This is a genomic window from Staphylococcus sp. LKG4-2 (genome assembly GCF_050955665.1).
Taxonomy (GTDB): domain Bacteria; phylum Bacillota; class Bacilli; order Staphylococcales; family Staphylococcaceae; genus Staphylococcus; species Staphylococcus saprophyticus.
Map to the genome: position 1 here is coordinate 223,669 of NZ_CP194532.1, position 17,334 is coordinate 241,002.

A 17,334-nucleotide genomic window follows, 5' to 3' on the forward strand; every position below is an offset into this window, starting at 1 on the left:
CTGATTAAGCAATCGATGATTGTGCTGTTTGATTGACGATGTTTAAGGGCTCATTTTTGAAATAGATACCTGTAAGCGTTTTACTTTTGGTAATATGAATTTCATCGATGTAAGGGTACAACATGTTTAACGTGAAACGTTGTTGAATGACATTTTGTAAAGCCTTTCGAATTTGATGCGTATGGATTGATGATATAGGTTTGGATTGTTGACATAATGATTGCGTTTGTTCTTTGAATGTTTCTGCATCAATTTTGCCTTGGGCTAATTTTTCTATCAGTTGCTCGTGATTGAGTGTAGTTTTAGTTTCTATATCTCTTTGTCTTTTGAGTCGTTGTTGAATAGTATGGTTTATTTTTGAATAGAGCTGTTGATTTTGAAAGAAGTCCTGACAAGTCGCTAAAACACTTGTTTCTAATTCCTGTGCGTTGATTCCTTTAAATTTACAAACAAAGCGAGCGTTATTCATATTTTGCGGACAGACATAGTAACGCAATGAATGATCTGGTTTTCGGACAGTCATGTTTGTGAGTGTCGAATGACAATAGGGACATTTGATTTTTTGTTTGAGTTGATTTTCTGACGGCTTACGTTCTACTTGTTTCTGAGTTCGGGTAACTTGAGCTTCTTCGTATATCGTTGTACTGACAATAGCTGGGAACATGTTTTCATATTGTCCGTATTGATTGATAACGCGGCCACAGTAATTAGGGTTAAGGATAATATTACGTACTTGATATGGTTTTCGGTTGATTAACTTATTATCTTTTTCCAAATATTGTGCAATTTTTTTATAACCATAGCCTTGAAGGTAATAATTGAACACAGCTTTTATTGTTGGTGCTTTTACTGTGTCTATTGTGAAAGTACCATTATGATAGTGATACCCAAAGGGTGCATGTGTTGTAATCATTTTACCTTGTTTAGCTTTTTCTTTGATTCCATTTTTGACTTGTTCGCCTATATTATCAGATTCTAGTTCGGCCAAGCTGATGAAAATATTGAGTTTGAGCCGATCGAATGCTTTATCCATATCAAAATAGCCATCATGAACGCTTAAGATATGGACATGGTATTTTTGACACAATTTCATGAGTTTTAATGCATTTTTAAGATTGCGATGAAGTCGGTTTAATCTATAACAACATAATACGTCACATTGTCCCTGTTGAATTAGTTCAGTAATTTGTTGATAACCATTCCGCTTATCAGTACGTCCTGATTGTTTATCGCTATAAAAGGTAATGTGTTGAATATTATGTTTTTCGGCTAATACCTTGATGGTTTGTTTTTGTGCTGCTAAGGATTGTTGCTTTGTAGTGCTCTGTCGTAAGTAACCCATTGCTTGTTTCATCCTGTTTCCTCCTTCCACAGTGATAATATATATTTATGAACGAATTTATAGATGAGCCCAACACCAGTGAGGTGTTGGGCGTTATTATTAGTCATCAAAGTGATTGATTTCTTCAATCACTAAATCAGCGAGTAATGTGATTAATTCGTCCATATGGTTCAACCTCCAAATATCAAATTATATTGAATTGATAACATGTTGCATTGTTATTCGTTCACTCTGTGTACTTGGAACAATATGTTCAGTTATCTCTTTTTCATTTATGAATTCAGGGTACAAGTGATAAAATTTTAGTAGCTTCTGTTCCGTTTCAGTTAATACATATTGTTGCATATGGTAGTATCTGTCGATATAATTAACGACAATAGGTTTTTGATGATCATCGACTTCTACTGAATCAATTGTGTAATTTAATAAGTTGACGTTTGTTTTCATTTTTATGCCTCCGATTAATTTAATGAGCTACAACGCATAGCGCGTTGTAGCGATATTTATATTTAGAGTTCTAAATCGCCCTTTTCTTCCCATTCTCTACCATCTTTAACAAATTTGTTGAGTAATTCCTTATTTGTTGTATTATTATCAAATTGCGGTGGTGTGTATGGTTCAGAATTTGAGCTTAAACCGAGAACAGGTGCAAACTCACTAGGCAATACAAGATGGTAGAACAAGATCGTTTTTGTTTTGCCTTGAGTATCTTTGACATTACGTTTGATAGCTATCCGATCGGAATCCATCTGGATATATCCTTCTGCTCTTAAACTATCTATTACATTTTTTACATCTTGGTATTGGTTTTCTTCTAACATATGTTTAAAAACATCTTTAAGCATCTTGACTTGAATGTGATCGTCTTTCAGCTCAATAAGGCCATAATTTTCAGTCATTATGGAGAGTTTTTTACTTTCTGCAAACTTACTACGATTGCGTGCCACGAATTGAACCACACTATCAATCGCTTTGGCCGCCAAACTGCGTTCACTTACGGAATCTACATGATAACTAACTAGGTACTCTCTAACTGCGACCAAATCGATAGGGGTTGCAATTACACGTTCTAATATTCTTGCTGATGTCGTTATTGTTGCATAGCGTTTGAACATTCGAATACCTACATTGTTTGTTTCACTGTTAAGCTGAGTTTTGAACCAATCGTGTTCTCTATGAAACCACTTGATTACTTCAGATTCACGATTTAGAAGATATTCAGCTACTAACGGCATTACGTGTCCATAGTTTTTTGATGTTCCTTTTTTAATGGCGTCCGCATTGTCAGCGCTTGTCGTAAAGGCTTCAGATATTTCGATGCATCTTGCTCTCAAACCATCATTTGCACTAGCATCTTTGAATATTGTGTGTTCTGCTGTACTAATCACACTAGATCCAAAGTGGTGAGGATTTTTTACATTTCCTTCTCGATTAGCACGTAGACGACCTTGCCCCTCTGCTAGGGAATAAAGTAGACCATTTGTATCTTTAAAGGTAGCTGCTGATAATTCATCTAAGACAATAGGAACACCAAAGTTATTACTTAAGTATCCTTCAATTGCATTACGGGTGCCGTTCCAACCTCTGAATAATGTTTGGTCACCTTTAGATGGATTACCTGCTATTGAAACTGCTAATGCCGCTGCAGTCGATTTACCCGTACTAGAGTTCCCCATAAATGAAAATATCGTGCCAAAATATTCGACTTCATGCTTTGTTTTTAAGAACGCAGTCACTAATGAAGAAACACCAAATATCACAGCAAGCTCCAGTAACAAGTTTCCTTTTACTTCATCAAGATACATTTGCCACCAGCCTTCAAATGTACCTTTAGGTTGTAAGTCATACTTTGTTTCACAAATGATTTCATCAGCCTGAGACTGCTTGATGTCTTTTGAAAGATATGGTTCATCTAATGAAATGACAGTACCTTCATCAGTACTTAAGACACCTACACCTGTATACAATGTAGAAATGGGCAGTGATTGACGCATTAATTGTAGTGCATTACCTAGCGATTTAATGTACTTTTCATTGATGCTGAACCCAAACATAACCAGTCTAGGTAACTTTTGTGTCGTTAGAATATCTGACGTTTCAATACGTTCAATATTTTTGCCATCCGTGATAGTCAATTTCTCAACCCCTGTAGTAGGGTCGAGAAATTTGTTTTCTATGATGATTGGACTAGATAAACGAATTATCTTATCTTCGTCATTTTTGTTTTTTGCTCGAATAAGTTCATACCATGCAGTTGAATCTAACCAGTATGGATATTGCTTGAATATGTTGTTACTCATAATAAATCTCTCCTTTGCTATATAAGCATTAAATTTGTGTTGCTAAATACATATTAAAGGAGAATTAAACGCAAAAAAGGAGGTCGTCCATAAACAAAAAAAATGGACGACCTCCTTTGGTAGTGCTATTCAAATTTTAAATTGTCTAAGGTTTCACTTAGAGTTTTTGCGATAGACCAACTAGATAAATCATTGACTTGTTTACTGACGATTTCGTCTTTAATTTGAGTAGATTTTATTTCTTCAAATAAGTGGAAAACGTTCGTTAATTCGGTAATGTTTATTTTTGAAAGTGGCTCAATATCTTCATTAAGTGAATATTTATCTAATAAAAGATGAATTCGATACAAGTCATTTAAGAAGCTCTCTACTTGATTTGGACTCATACCATCATCAATATAAGATTGGCGATTAGTATAAAATAGGTTAGAAAATTTAGATAATGACAAATAAAATTCTTTATAAATATGGAAAAACTTATCGTTTGATATTAATGGCTTGGAGCTATTTATTATATTGTCTAGACGTGATTCAAAATTTTGTAAATCAAAAGTACTGTTTTTATATTGATTTATAGTATTAATAATTCTTTGATAGTTAGAAAATAAGTCGTTTTCAATACTGAGAAAGTATCCATTAACGTTGAATGGGTATTTTACAATTTCTTTTTTTCTTAATTTTTCACGGATTTTCGATTCATCATTTTGTATATCATCAGTCACAATTTTATGATTGATTCTTTTATTCAAACTTGGAAGGTAGAGTTTGTTTAATATATCAATAATGAAAAAATCTAATAATTTGTTATCAGTACGTTCACTATACTCATCTATAGTTGGCTCATTTGATATATATCTAGCTACTTCATGATTTACATTTGAATACTTGGAATCATCAGGTTCTACTTGGTTGTATATAATAAAATTTTCGGGATTGTTTTCTTTATTATATTGATGAGCTTTATATAATTGCTTGAAATTGAAGTCATTATCAAATGTCATATTATCTTCCATTAATGTTTCAAACAGTAACTCGTCAATTCTATGTGCTAATTTTCTATATAATTTTGAACTCTTATCTAAATCTAGAGAATTTGTATAATTAAAAAATGAAGACAATGCATCATTACACTTTGACTGAGCACTAAGCCATTCTAAAGTAAAAGAATAGTTTTCAGATGCATAAATTTGCGCTTTTAATGCATCATTTTTAATATTATCAATTGAATCGCTGATATTAGTAATATAGCTAATAAATTGACTATTATTTTTCTTTAATGCTTCCTCTCTTAAATCTATGTCATCAAATTTTTTAGCAGATGTTGGAACAGGAAAGTCCTCAATATTATTTAGCAAAATTTTAAATAATTCTAATTCAAATAAGTTAAAACTGTAACCGCTATTGGTTGCTGATGGATTGGATTTGTATCTAGTGATATCTAACTTATAAACTCGTTCGAGCTTATCCATACTATTCTTAAACATTTTTTCACTTAAGTTACATTCTTTCATTAAATCTTTTCCTGTAAAATATTTATAATTTTCAAAATTCAAAATGATAGTCCTTTCAAACCGTCTTTACTGGTTATGTTTACTTTAATTATATTATAAAGTAAAATTTCAATTAGTTATAAGAAAATGGGTATTCTTTTAAGATCTAGGCTACTGTAGAATCATTTTTGAAGATTTTACAAGAGAATTACGTTATGTGGATAATCTTTATTCAGAAATTACTAATAGAAGTTTTTCTAATAAAAAATGATGATACTTAAAAAATTCTAAAAGCAAAGTACTAGAAAGAAATCGTATGACAAAATATTATAAAAAGATTTGCGATGATGTGAGTTATAAACAACGCTTATTAAATATTAAAGAAACATTAGCCAAATAAGGTATACTTTGAACGATTAATATAGACATATAAGTATTTAGATTTAATATTAGACAAAATTAATTATTATTGTGTTAGAGGGTGGACTTCAGGTGGATAATGATGAAAAATTATTAGTTGAGTTTTTAAAAGATGTAGATATATTAAATGAAATTGAAGCAAATGTAGATAATTTTAATGTGTTATTCAATAGTTCTTCACGATTAATCACATATGTTAAATAATAGTTTCCTATAAAATATATTGCGTTATAATGTTATTAGATATAAATATTAAAATTAAGGGTGATTAATATGGATGGACATGTTCGATCAGCGATTGACTTTTTAAGGAGTGCAGTAAAGATTTATATTCCTGTATATCAGAGGAATTATGATTGGCATATTGAAAATTGTAAATTAATGTTTGATGATTTATTAGACTTAGAAATTAATAATAATAAGTCACATTTCTTTGGTAGTATTGTTGTAAAACCAGGTAATTATTCACAAGATATAATTGTTATTGATGGGCAACAACGTTTAACTACTTTATCACTTTTGATGTTAGCTATAAAAAATTGGTTGGATAAAAATGAAGAAAAAGCTCAAAATGTTCGTTTAACTTCTGATTATGTACTAAATACTTTTTTACAAGATCAATATTTAAGTACGCCTGATAAATATATTTTACAATCTAACCCGAGAGATTATAAGTCATATAAGTTATTATTTGGAAATGAAAAGTTTCATGATAAATTATCAAATATTACATTAAACTATAATTATTTATATTCTTGTATTGATAATATGAAAATCTCAATTGATCAATTAATGAATTCGATACAAAAACTTCAATTTATGGTTGTAAATCTTAATGCACCAGAAGATGACCCACAATTAATATTTGAAAGTCTTAATTCAACTGGTGTTGCTTTAACTGATGCAGATAAGATACGTAATTTCTTACTTATGAATGAAGAAATACCTGAACAAGATAAATATTTCCATAATTATTGGCAGCCATTAGAAGAAAATACACATTTTGAAGTAAGTAAATTTTTCAGATATTACCTAACAATCAAGAATGCTGAATTTCCAAAAATATCTAATGTTTATAATGAATTTAAGAATACTTATTTTGATTTGAATTTTAATAAATATGATCTATTTGAAGATCTAAATGACTATTCAAATACATATAAAATGATTCTTGAATGTAATACAGGAACTAAGAAGATAGATATGATTTTAAATAGATTTTTAGAATTGAACGTAACAGTTATAAGGCCATTTATTATGGCTATTATTAATGATTTTACTTCTGATAGAATCATGGAAGAAGAAGCTATAAAAATAGTAGAAATAATGGAAAAATATATAGCAAGAAGGATAATTACAAAAACACCTTCAAATGCATTAAATAAAGTGATTGCTACTTTATATAGAGACTTTAGGCATTTTCAAGATAAACATCAAGGTCAGTATCAGGATTCAGAAGTTATCCTGTATTTATTGCTTAAAAAACAAGGCTCAGGTAAAGTTCCTACTGATGAAGAATTAATTAGAAACTTCAAAAATAATGATTGGTATAATATCAACTCATCGTATCGCTCGTATATATTTGAAAGGTTAGAAAATCACAATCATATTGAATCTTTATCAATATATGAAGGTTTAAAAAATAAAGACTATAGTATCGAACACATAATGCCACAAAAATTAAGTTCTGATTGGAAAAAAGAATTAGGAAAGGATTATCAAACGATCCATGATAATTATGTTAACAGTTTAGGTAACCTTACTATAACTGGTTATAATTCAAAATATAGTAATAGAAGTTTTGAAGAAAAACAAAATATGGTAAAAGGGTTTAAAGAAAGTCATTTTGTTAATTTAAACAAATTGCCAGCTAAAAGTGAAAATTGGCGAGAAACTGAAATAATTGAAAGAACCAACCAATTAATTAACTCTGCAATAGAAATCTGGAGTTTTCCTGAATCTACAATACAGGAAGTAAGAGAAGAAAAAGAATTATTTATTTATGATGGTAATGAAACATTTTCTAATTATAAAATACATGGATTTACATTTATTAATGATGAGTATATTCCTGTGAAGACATGGAAAGCATTTTTTGTAGAGTTATTTAAGTTACTAGCTAAAATTGATATAAATCCATTAATTGAATGTACAAAAATAGATACAAATTATGGCTTTGAATCGGTAATTCTAAAAGAAAAAATAAAGGATTCTGAAAAAATAATTCCTGGTGTGTATTTATTTTTAATATTATCTAATGAAAGAAAAATGAACTATATTAATAAGTTTTTCGAAAAATATAATATATCATACGATCAGCTATCATTAGACGTTGAATATAAAGAATAAGTTGTTGTATTAACACTAATATTAAAATAAAGCGAAACTGGATAATTGGTGAACTGACCCAATTTGCGGGTATAAAATAAAAATAATAATTTTAAATTATATTTACAATTTTAGTAAAAAAAATAATATTGCTATTGAAAACATATAGAATTTAATTTTAACGCTATCATCTGAAGATAGCGTTTTTATTTTATTAAAACAGGAGTGTGGATTCTAGTTATTAAATGGCATCAGTGACAATTAAGTTCATAAGTTTAATATCTAAAAACCGCATCATCAACTGATAAGCAGAAGCGTATCACAAATAAAACTAAAAATTAGATTTTGAACAACTTATTTTAAAATAAAAGCCAAAAATAAAGATGAATTATAATTATAAATTTGTAATTTAATTGGAAGTATTTTAATAGTGATTAATATAAATTTCAATGATTGGGAAAAAGTATGTAAATCATTCTTTAATTTAAATGGGTCAAAACTAGAAAGTTACATTCAGTGGTACCCATTTTCGAAGTTAACAGAAAATAGTAAGAATATAATATCAAGTGAAAAATTTTTTGAAAATTTTATTAAAAATGGAGCTATTTTTAAGGAATATAACACTTTTAATTTTCCATCTCACTACTCTCAAAAGACAAGTGCTTCTTTTAGAAATATGTCTCTTATTTCTCCGTTTGTATATCTTTACATAGAAGCAATAGGTTATCATATCAATCAAGAATACACTCGTAAGTCGAAAAATGTTCGGTGTTATTATTCAGGTGATTTAAATGAAAATCAATTTTCTTATAAGAATAGTTATGATAAATTTTTTGCAGATATAAACGCACTTTCAAGTGTATATGATAATTTTTATAAATTTGATATTAGCAATTTTTTTGATGCTATTGATATGAACTTATTATTTAAATTAATAAACGAACGAGAAGAAGTACTTGATACACGTAGTAGTTTGATTTATAAAAGATTATTACAACAAATCGGTGGGAACAAATTTCCTACTGTAGAAAATAGTGCAAGTTTATCTTATTTAGCAACTTATATATATTTGGATAAGGTTGATTATGAATTAGAGACAGTATTACAGAATGAACCTCAAATAGAAAATTTCCAAATTATTCGTTATGTAGATGATTTGTATATATTTTTTAACTCTATGGAAGATGAATTAAATTTAGTATCATCAAGGATTAAAAATGCAGTAATTGATGCATATAGAAAAGTTAAACTAAATTTAAATGAAAATAAAACAAAACTAGGAAAATCTAACGAAGTAAATGAGACATTGAATGCTGCATTGTATAATCATTACGTTAATAAAAAAGAAATTGACATTGCTTATTTCTATGATAAATATAATATAGGTTATTTTTTAGATGATTTATATAACTTAGCGTATTCTCACAACCATGAAAATTTTAAAAAAATATTAGATAAATATTTTACTAAAGAAGGTATTACATACTCTTCAGATGAAGTACTTAGATATTTAGCATATTATGAAGATGAGTTATTTCAAGATGAAGCAATTATTTGTAAAATAAAACGACTTATTTTAACTGATTACAATTTTATAAATTATAAAATCAATATATTTTTAAGAATTATATTAAAGACGAATAATGGTGAGTTAATCAAATTTTTATTAAATGAGTTATTTAATAAGGAAAAATTTAATTCTTTTGATGTATCAATAAGTATTAATTACTTATTGTTGAGAAATTTTCAACATAATGACTTAATGAGTAAAGTTAAAGATGTAGATTCAGAAATTATTGATTACATTGATAGATATTGTAAACAAGATTTTTTAAAAGAGCTAGATAAAGAATATAACTATATTTTAAACTTAAATTTAAAGAATGCATTTTCAGATAATAGTTCAAAAGTATGGTATCTTTACTTTTTATATAAATTTCATGACAAAAATGGTGATACACTAGAAGCATTTGCTTATTATAAAACTTATTTTGATAGAATAGTTTCATTACTAATGTGCTATAAAGGTATTTCATATACTAAAAGAAAGTTACCAGATTATCATAGACATTATAAAGTAAATAATGTAAAAAAGGATTTTGAAGAACTAAATCCAAATTATTATAAAAAACAAAACATTGATAATTTTTTGAGTGAATTATATAGATTACGCCAATACAATCCAATCAATCATTCTTCGGCTGAAATAATTGAAGACCAAATGTTGAAAGAATCCCAAATAATTAATTTAATAAGGCAATCGGAAACTTTACTAATTAATAGCTTTTGATATTAATTGTAATGAATCGAAGAGGTGAATAGGTTGAGTAAATCTAATTTCAAAGAAAGAATTCAAAAAACATATACAAAGAAAGATCTCGAGAAAGCTTTAGGTCTTAAAAACAAAGCTCAATTGCAGAAAAGAATTGATAAATTAGTTGATATTTATAAGGTTGATATGAAGAAATTTCAAAAAAATTCTGGTGAAAGTGAAAGAGCTGCTTATAGTTTCAATGGGATTGCTTTTGATATATTATGTGTCCTATTAAATAATATGACAGATGATAACATACCGAAAGCAATTACGGATGAAGATGTAAAGCTGAGAAAAGATACGATAGAAAATATTGATATTACCTAATATGCTCACTTTATTAAAAACCTTAAGGGTGATATAGATAAAATTGAATTTAAACCATTAAGACTACATATACACGCACAAAAAGCATACCAAGATGTAAAAAAGGTGTTTGATTCAGGCAGTAAAATAAACGATAAGTTACAATTAGCTTCTGAAGTAATGAGTCAATTACCTATAGATAAACAAGTGGAATTAAGTGACAAAATTGCACTTGCTATACATGAAGTTGTTTATTCTACATTTGCAGAGAACAAATATAATGAACAAATTGATGAACATAATCAAACGAGTGAAAAGTCAAGTCAGCATGATTTTCGAAATAATTATTTTGTAAATCAGTTAACAGATAATGTAATAACAGAAGATATAGATGAAGAGAAAGCATTCATATATGATAGAGATGAACAATTAGATTGGTTATTAGTTAACATACTAAATAAAGTTCAACGAGCTGCGGATGGATGGGGAATGAGAAATGCTAAACCGCATCATAGAACAAAAACATTTAGAGATATGGAGCATTATTTCCTTAGAGATGTATCGAAAATGATAGATAAAGAGCTTAACAAAAAGGAAAACTTAAATAAGCAATCTAAAAAATATGACTTCGATAATAAGATAAAGGTCATTAATGACAATATTGAGCTTTTTAATGAAGATGAACAAATTAGAAAGCATTTACTAGAGTTACGTAAACGATTAGACTTTCGTTCTGCAGCAGTATTAAATCAGAAAAATCATTCACACATAGGCAATGAAATGTTCCAATATTTTATGGATGATATGCAACAAGTTGTAACATTGATAGACCGATACATTAATAAGGATGAACATTATAATGATATGAAAAATGGCTATATTAATGAATATAAATCATTTTACAATGCATATAATAATGAAATTGAAGTGATTAAGACGCACGAAAATAACATCCCAATGGCAATGTTAATGAAACAATTTAAGAATCAACTGTTAAAAAGAAGGAATAACCGGAAAAGCTCTAATTGAAGTTAAGTAGAAAATTAATAAATAATTGGTAAGCTCAATCCCTCATATAAAGGGATTGAGCTTATTTATTTGGTGGGAATTTTTTTGAAATTTTTTGCCACTTCATCAATGACCTCTATTTAGTATTAAGATTGTCTTGTCAAAACGTTTTGAACAAATTTTAAGTTGAAAGTGAGCGCGCCACTTTCAACCATAAAGGAGAAGATTTACATGGAGACAAGAGACAAACTGATGTCGTTGACTCAGAGTAACAAAATACAGCAATGGTTAATGGACAAATCATCTAACCAAGATGACGTTCAACTATTACAACAACAATTCAGCCAGCAGTTAGATCAAAAATATAATGCACTTTTAGCTGATGAACAAGCTAAGTTAGACCAATATGTGGAAGTACATCAAGGATTGGAAGCATTAAAGAAAGAGATTGAATCGGAACCCATTATGCTTAATATCGATAAATTACCCGATGTAAAATCAACAATGCTTGAAAAGGCTAAGAACGATGAACATTCTGATAAAATCGAACAGTTATTTGATAGATTAGATCATTCATTAAATGGAACGTATCGATTATATACACAATTATCGTTGATAGGTACACGAACACATCGAATCACAACTAAAAATTTTAATCTTCAGGGCTTACCTAAAGCAGTCCAACGCACAATTTTACCTTCAAAATATAAGAAGGTGTATACAGTTGACTTTAAATCATTTGAGCCATCAGTTGTAGCATACATGACCCAAGATTCAAAACTGATTGACTTTTTGAATCAAAAAGACGGACTGTATGACGCATTACTAAGTGAATTAGAATTACAAGATGAGCAACGAGTACTTGTTAAACGTGCATTTATTGGTTCGTTTCTATTTGGCGGCAACTTCGATAGCCCTAAATTCAAGTTGAAACAATATGTAAGTGAAGTGCAATGGTTGGATGTAGTCAGCCAGTTTACAAAAGTCATTGAACTAAAAAAACACGTCGATGAGAATAAATCGATGCCTATGCCTTATGGTATTGAACATGATATGAGCGCATTTCAAGGTAGTAGTATCATGGCATTCTATGTACAAACTGTAGCGAGTTATATTTTTAAACACATTCTATTGGAAGTGTACAGAGCACAATGCGAACAAAAAACGTTTAAAATTATTGTACCCATACACGATGCGATTATGGATGAATAAATCATGAAAAAATTATTAAGTATAATAACAATAATTGCTATTGTTGGCATATTAGCAGCTGTTGGATTTTTTGGATACAACGAGTATCAAGAAGTAGAGTTAGAGAAAAATAAATTACAAGCTCAGCAAAAAGAGAATGACGATAATAATTCTCAAAATGTTAGTGAAATATCTAATAATGAGAATCAATCGAATGAAAGTCAAAATAATAGTCAAGCGCAAGAGAATGATGTTAGTCAAACAGTAAAAGTTCACGAAGGAAGTAGTGAAAGAACTGCGGATAAAGATGAATTTTCTGATTTGAAAGTGAATAGAGATAATGTGTTTGATTACGTCATAGCAGCTGTTAATCAAACTGATGGTGGAGATGCTTCTGTTATAAAATTTCAACAACCAGAATTTTCAGCACAAGATGATGGCTTATGGAGAATAGCAGCAAATAATAAGAGTGGTCACGGTTCATATACCTTTATTGTAGATCAAGATGGAACTGTTCAAATTTGGGATGGCTTGATGAATGAAAAAATTGAAGAACAAAAAGTTACATTAAACTAAAGGTAATGGAAATGTTATAGCACATCGTCAAAAACTTTAAAGCAAATAGGGAAAGTTGCATTAGCTTTCCCATTGGCAGCCTCAGGAATATTCGGTACAACAATAGCTCTAGGGTTAAGTTTGTCTGGAATAAAAAGGACTTTCTCATTTAAAGGAAAATTAATGAAAAGTATTACTGGTATTATAAATGATGTATTAGGTGACCCAATGAATTAAAATAATTTTAGGTAAATAACATGAAGATAGCCAAATTAATAATCCTAAGTAATACTCTAAATTTTTAAAATGTTTTTATTCTAAATTCATTAAAAAATGTTGTATCTTTTTACTTAAAGTGTATAATTGGATGTACCATTTAAAAATAAATTTTTTTAATTGATGGTAATATACATAAATATTTAGAAAAAGGTGATGTTTATGGGAAAACATACTGAGAAACAAAGATTTTCAATTAGGAAATATACATTTGGAGCAGGTTCGGTTTTAATTGGTTTGAGCTTATCTTTTGCGGTTGATTCCGCTAAAGTAGAAGCAGCTGAAGCTATAGCTAATATTCCATCAAGTATTGGACATATGACAGATAGTGAAAAAAATAATGATAAAGATGAAGTGGATGAAACCAATTCAAATAGTGACTTAAATGTGCAAGAGACTGCCAGTAACCAATCACAAAATTTAGACGGTCGTGTCGAGGAAACTCAAGAAGCAGCACGTGAAACGACAAATGGAAAAATAGCAGTTGAGAAACAAGAGAAGCGTTCAGAAGAAACAAATTCAGAGCAAGATGTTGAAAGCACAGGAAATGGAAGAGATGAAAAACAGAATATTAACACAAACGAGAATTATCAAGAAGTTTCAGCGAAACAAGAAGAAACTAATTCTTCAGATAGGAAAATAAATAAAAATAATAATGAAGAGATAGAAGAAAACGCGAAATCTGAAGTCCAGAATGAAGATGATGTAAACGAAAACACGAAGTCTGAGGAACAGGACGAAGATGATGTAAACGAAAACACAAAGTCTGAGGAACAGGACAAAGATGAAGTAAACGAAAACACGAAGTCTGAGGAACAGGACAAAGATGATGTAAACGAAAACACGAAGTCTGAGGAACAGAATGAAGATGAAGTAAACGAAAACACGAAGTCTGAGGAACAGAATGAAGATGAAGTAAACGAAAACACGAAGTCTGAGGAACAGGACAAAGATGATGTAAACGAAAACACGAAGTCTGAGAAACAGGACAAAGATGAAGTAAAAGAAAACGCGAAGTCTGAGAAACAGAATGAAGACGAAGTGCAAAAAATTGCGAAGTTTGACGAACAAGATGAACTAAAAGAAAAAACTGGAACAAATTCAGAAAAAAATACTGCTGAAAATAATGAACAATCTGAAGAATCTAATGTAATAAATAATAAAATTACTGCTGATAGAACAACTGAAAAAGTAACTACTGCAAATAATTCGGCACCTGAAAATAATACTCAAATAACTACTAAGGAAATAGCAGACAGTGGTTTATTAATTAAATCTGACAATACAAATGATGAAGTCATTTCTTTAGAAGATTTAAAAAATAAATCAGATGAAAAAAATGTAGTAGAAAATAAGTTGAAAGCCACGAATTTAAAAACTAGAAGTTTAGCAGCGAGAGATGCACAAGTAACTGCTGTGAAGAATGCAGTTGGAGATACAACTGTTATTGGAGGTAAAGATGTAAATGATTTAATAAAGGTATCTAATGTTAAATACGCAGATGGTACTTGGACAAAAGGTAAGGCATATCCAATCAGTTTTGATTTAGATATTCCAAATGAAGTGAAGCGAAACGATTATTTTGAAGTGAAAATGCCTAAAGAACTTAAACCAACATCAGCTGACAGGGACAATGGTATCCTTTTAGGTGAAAATGAAAATAATATTTATGCAAAAGGTACATATAATGCAGAGGCAAATTCTTTTATATTTAAATTTACTGATAACGTAGAAAAGTATAAAGATAGAAAAGTAAATGTCTCACTTATGCAAATTATTAATTTTAAAACTACGCTTAAGTCTGGAAATTATAATCTCGAACTTAAAGTTGGGAATCAAATATTTGAAAATACTAAAACTATTGCTTTTAGTAGTGATGCTTCAACGTCAACTGTATTTCAAGAAACTGAAGTAGAAGGAAAAAAAGAAGGTTATCATCCATATAATACAACATATACGATAAACGCTAAAAACTACTCTATAAATAATGCTAATATTAAATTGACGCCGTATGTAGATAATAGTAAATCTCCAAACACTATAAGTCAGTTTAATAAGAACGATACTAATATTACTATTTATAAAGTAAATGATGCTACAACTTTAAATGAGAGTGGTAGTGCTGAATACGTTGATAAAACAGATGTAACTTCACAATATACTCCTGTATATAACACCGACGGAACAATATCAATTAGCCTAAAAAATATAACCTCACCATATATAATTGTTGTTGACAGCAAAACCTCCAAACCTTTTGTAGCAGGAACATTTATTGAAAGTAAAATTAATTTGTCTGGGTCTAATTTAAGTAGTATTTCTAATACTAGTAAAATAGGTAAAGCTGCCCCTTCTACAAGTAACTCTTCAGGTGTCATTGTATCTGATACAACGCCCCCAACGGTGGAAATAATTCCAGACCAAGAAAAAGAAGTGAAAACGCCGATTGAAACAATTACTATAAATGCAAAAGATGATAGTGATAAACCTGTGAGAAACGATGTATATGGGTTACCTGACGGAGTAATATTCGATTCAGAGACAAATACAATTAGTGGAACTCCAACAGAAGTAGGAGTTTATAAAGTTACAATCATTACTTCAGATAGCACGTATAATGAAACAGAAACAACATTCACGATTACAGTAACGGATAAAACAGCACCAACGGTGGAAGCAATTCCAGACCAAGAAAAAGAAGTAAATACACCAATTGATACAATAACAATCAAAGGTGAAGATAATAGTGGAAAACCAGTTACAAACGAAGTAAGTGGCTTACCAGAAGGTGTAACGTATGATCCAGAAACAAGCACAATTAGTGGAAGTCCAACAGAAGTAGGAGAATATCCAGTAACAGTTGTGACAACAGATGCGAATGGTAATAAGACAGAAACAACATTCACGATTACAGTAACGGATAAAACAGCACCAACGGTGGAAGCAATTCCAGACCAAGAAAAAGAAGTAAATACACCAATTGATACAATAACAATCAAAGGTGAAGATAATAGTGGAAAACCAGTTACAAACGAAGTAAGTGGCTTACCAGAAGGTGTAACGTATGATCCAGAAACAAGCACAATTAGTGGAAGTCCAACAGAAGTAGGAGAATATCCAGTAACAGTTGTGACAACAGATGCGAATGGTAATAAGACAGAAACAACATTCACGATTACAGTAACGGATAAAACAGCACCAACGGTGGAAGCAATTCCAGACCAAGAAAAAGAAGTAAATACACCAATTGATACAATAACAATCAAAGGTGAAGATAATAGTGGAAAACCAGTTACAAACGAAGTAAGTGGCTTACCAGAAGGTGTAACGTATGATCCAGAAACAAGCACAATTAGTGGAAGTCCAACAGAAGTAGGAGAATATCCAGTAACAGTTGTGACAACAGATGCGAATGGTAATAAGACAGAAACAACATTCACGATTACAGTAACACCGAACGAATCGAATAATCCATCGAGTACATCAGATACACCAAGTGAACATGAAGACCATTACAATCATAATGTTCAGGAAAATGTTTCCAAGGAAGATAAACAAGAAAATAATAATAATAAAAAACAAGAGTTACCAGAAACAGGTGAAACTGAAAGTAAAAATATTACATTGCTAGGAGGTATTTTAGCAGCTATTTCAGGTATATTCTTATTAGGAAGAGGAAGAAGGAAAAAACAATAGAGTTTCTTAAATCTTAATATTAGGATGATTATTTAAAATGAGAAAAAGTTACATGATATCAACATAGATATTATGTAGCTTTTTCTCATTATTTTTTATAATTCACTA

9 protein-coding genes and 2 pseudogenes are annotated in these 17,334 nt (G+C 29.7%); 7 read left to right on the forward strand and 4 right to left on the reverse strand.

Features of this window, described 5'->3' with window-relative positions; translation table 11 throughout:
• Positions 1-4 precede the first annotated feature (4 nt).
• From ccrA to ACM6UH_RS01065, 4 genes are all read right to left on the reverse strand, one after another.
• Positions 5-1,354, reverse strand: coding sequence for a cassette chromosome recombinase CcrA (ccrA, locus tag ACM6UH_RS01050; RefSeq protein ID WP_433911977.1), 1,350 nt, complete (start codon positions 1,352-1,354; stop codon positions 5-7).
• A gap of 177 nt (positions 1,355-1,531) precedes the next feature.
• Positions 1,532-1,789 (reverse strand): hypothetical protein, encoded by a 258-nt coding sequence (locus tag ACM6UH_RS01055; RefSeq protein WP_058332293.1) that lies wholly within the window; start codon positions 1,787-1,789, stop codon positions 1,532-1,534.
• Between the two features lie 62 nt (positions 1,790-1,851).
• On the reverse strand, positions 1,852-3,642 hold the full coding sequence (gene cch1 / locus ACM6UH_RS01060; RefSeq protein WP_433911978.1) for a cassette chromosome replicative helicase: 1,791 nt from the start codon (positions 3,640-3,642) through the stop codon (positions 1,852-1,854).
• 125 nt (positions 3,643-3,767) lie between these two features.
• On the reverse strand, positions 3,768-5,195 hold the full coding sequence (locus ACM6UH_RS01065) for a DUF6038 family protein (RefSeq protein ID WP_433911979.1): 1,428 nt from the start codon (positions 5,193-5,195) through the stop codon (positions 3,768-3,770).
• Between the two features lie 429 nt (positions 5,196-5,624).
• On the opposite strand from ACM6UH_RS01065, the gene ACM6UH_RS01070 reads away from it, so the two are divergent.
• The 7 genes and pseudogenes from ACM6UH_RS01070 (at position 5,625) to ACM6UH_RS01100 (ending at position 17,226) form a co-directional block, all read left to right on the forward strand.
• Positions 5,625-5,756: a hypothetical protein gene (locus tag ACM6UH_RS01070; RefSeq protein ID WP_275114309.1), complete on the forward strand. Its 132-nt coding sequence runs from the start codon at positions 5,625-5,627 to the stop codon at positions 5,754-5,756.
• Positions 5,757-5,825: 69 nt separating this feature from the next.
• Complete coding sequence (locus ACM6UH_RS01075) at positions 5,826-7,901, forward strand: DUF262 domain-containing protein (protein WP_433911980.1); 2,076 nt, start codon at positions 5,826-5,828, stop codon at positions 7,899-7,901.
• 409 nt (positions 7,902-8,310) lie between these two features.
• Positions 8,311-10,170 (forward strand): AbiA family abortive infection protein, encoded by a 1,860-nt coding sequence (locus tag ACM6UH_RS01080; protein WP_048787305.1) that lies wholly within the window; start codon positions 8,311-8,313, stop codon positions 10,168-10,170.
• A gap of 33 nt (positions 10,171-10,203) precedes the next feature.
• Positions 10,204-11,529 (forward strand): annotated as a pseudogene (locus tag ACM6UH_RS01085) (DUF6038 family protein).
• 210 nt (positions 11,530-11,739) lie between these two features.
• Positions 11,740-12,717: pseudogene (locus ACM6UH_RS01090) on the forward strand (DNA polymerase); the annotation flags it as partial.
• Positions 12,718-12,723: 6 nt separating this feature from the next.
• Positions 12,724-13,275, forward strand: coding sequence for a hypothetical protein (locus ACM6UH_RS01095; RefSeq protein WP_225791764.1), 552 nt, complete (start codon positions 12,724-12,726; stop codon positions 13,273-13,275).
• A gap of 417 nt (positions 13,276-13,692) precedes the next feature.
• Positions 13,693-17,226 (forward strand): putative Ig domain-containing protein, encoded by a 3,534-nt coding sequence (locus ACM6UH_RS01100; RefSeq protein ID WP_433911981.1) that lies wholly within the window; start codon positions 13,693-13,695, stop codon positions 17,224-17,226.
• Positions 17,227-17,334: the final 108 nt, after the last annotated feature.

Excerpts from the sequence above, each read along its gene's own strand:
- ACM6UH_RS01055 (WP_058332293.1), bottom strand. The coding sequence starts at position 1,789 with ATGAAAACAAACGTCAACTTATTAAATTACACAATTGATTCAGTAGAA.
- ACM6UH_RS01095 (WP_225791764.1), top strand. The coding sequence starts at position 12,724 with ATGAAAAAATTATTAAGTATAATAACAATAATTGCTATTGTTGGCATA.
- ccrA (WP_433911977.1), bottom strand. The coding sequence starts at position 1,354 with ATGAAACAAGCAATGGGTTACTTACGACAGAGCACTACAAAGCAACAA.
- ACM6UH_RS01100 (WP_433911981.1), top strand. The coding sequence starts at position 13,693 with ATGGGAAAACATACTGAGAAACAAAGATTTTCAATTAGGAAATATACA.
- ACM6UH_RS01075 (WP_433911980.1), top strand. The coding sequence starts at position 5,826 with ATGGATGGACATGTTCGATCAGCGATTGACTTTTTAAGGAGTGCAGTA.
- cch1 (WP_433911978.1), bottom strand. The coding sequence starts at position 3,642 with ATGAGTAACAACATATTCAAGCAATATCCATACTGGTTAGATTCAACT.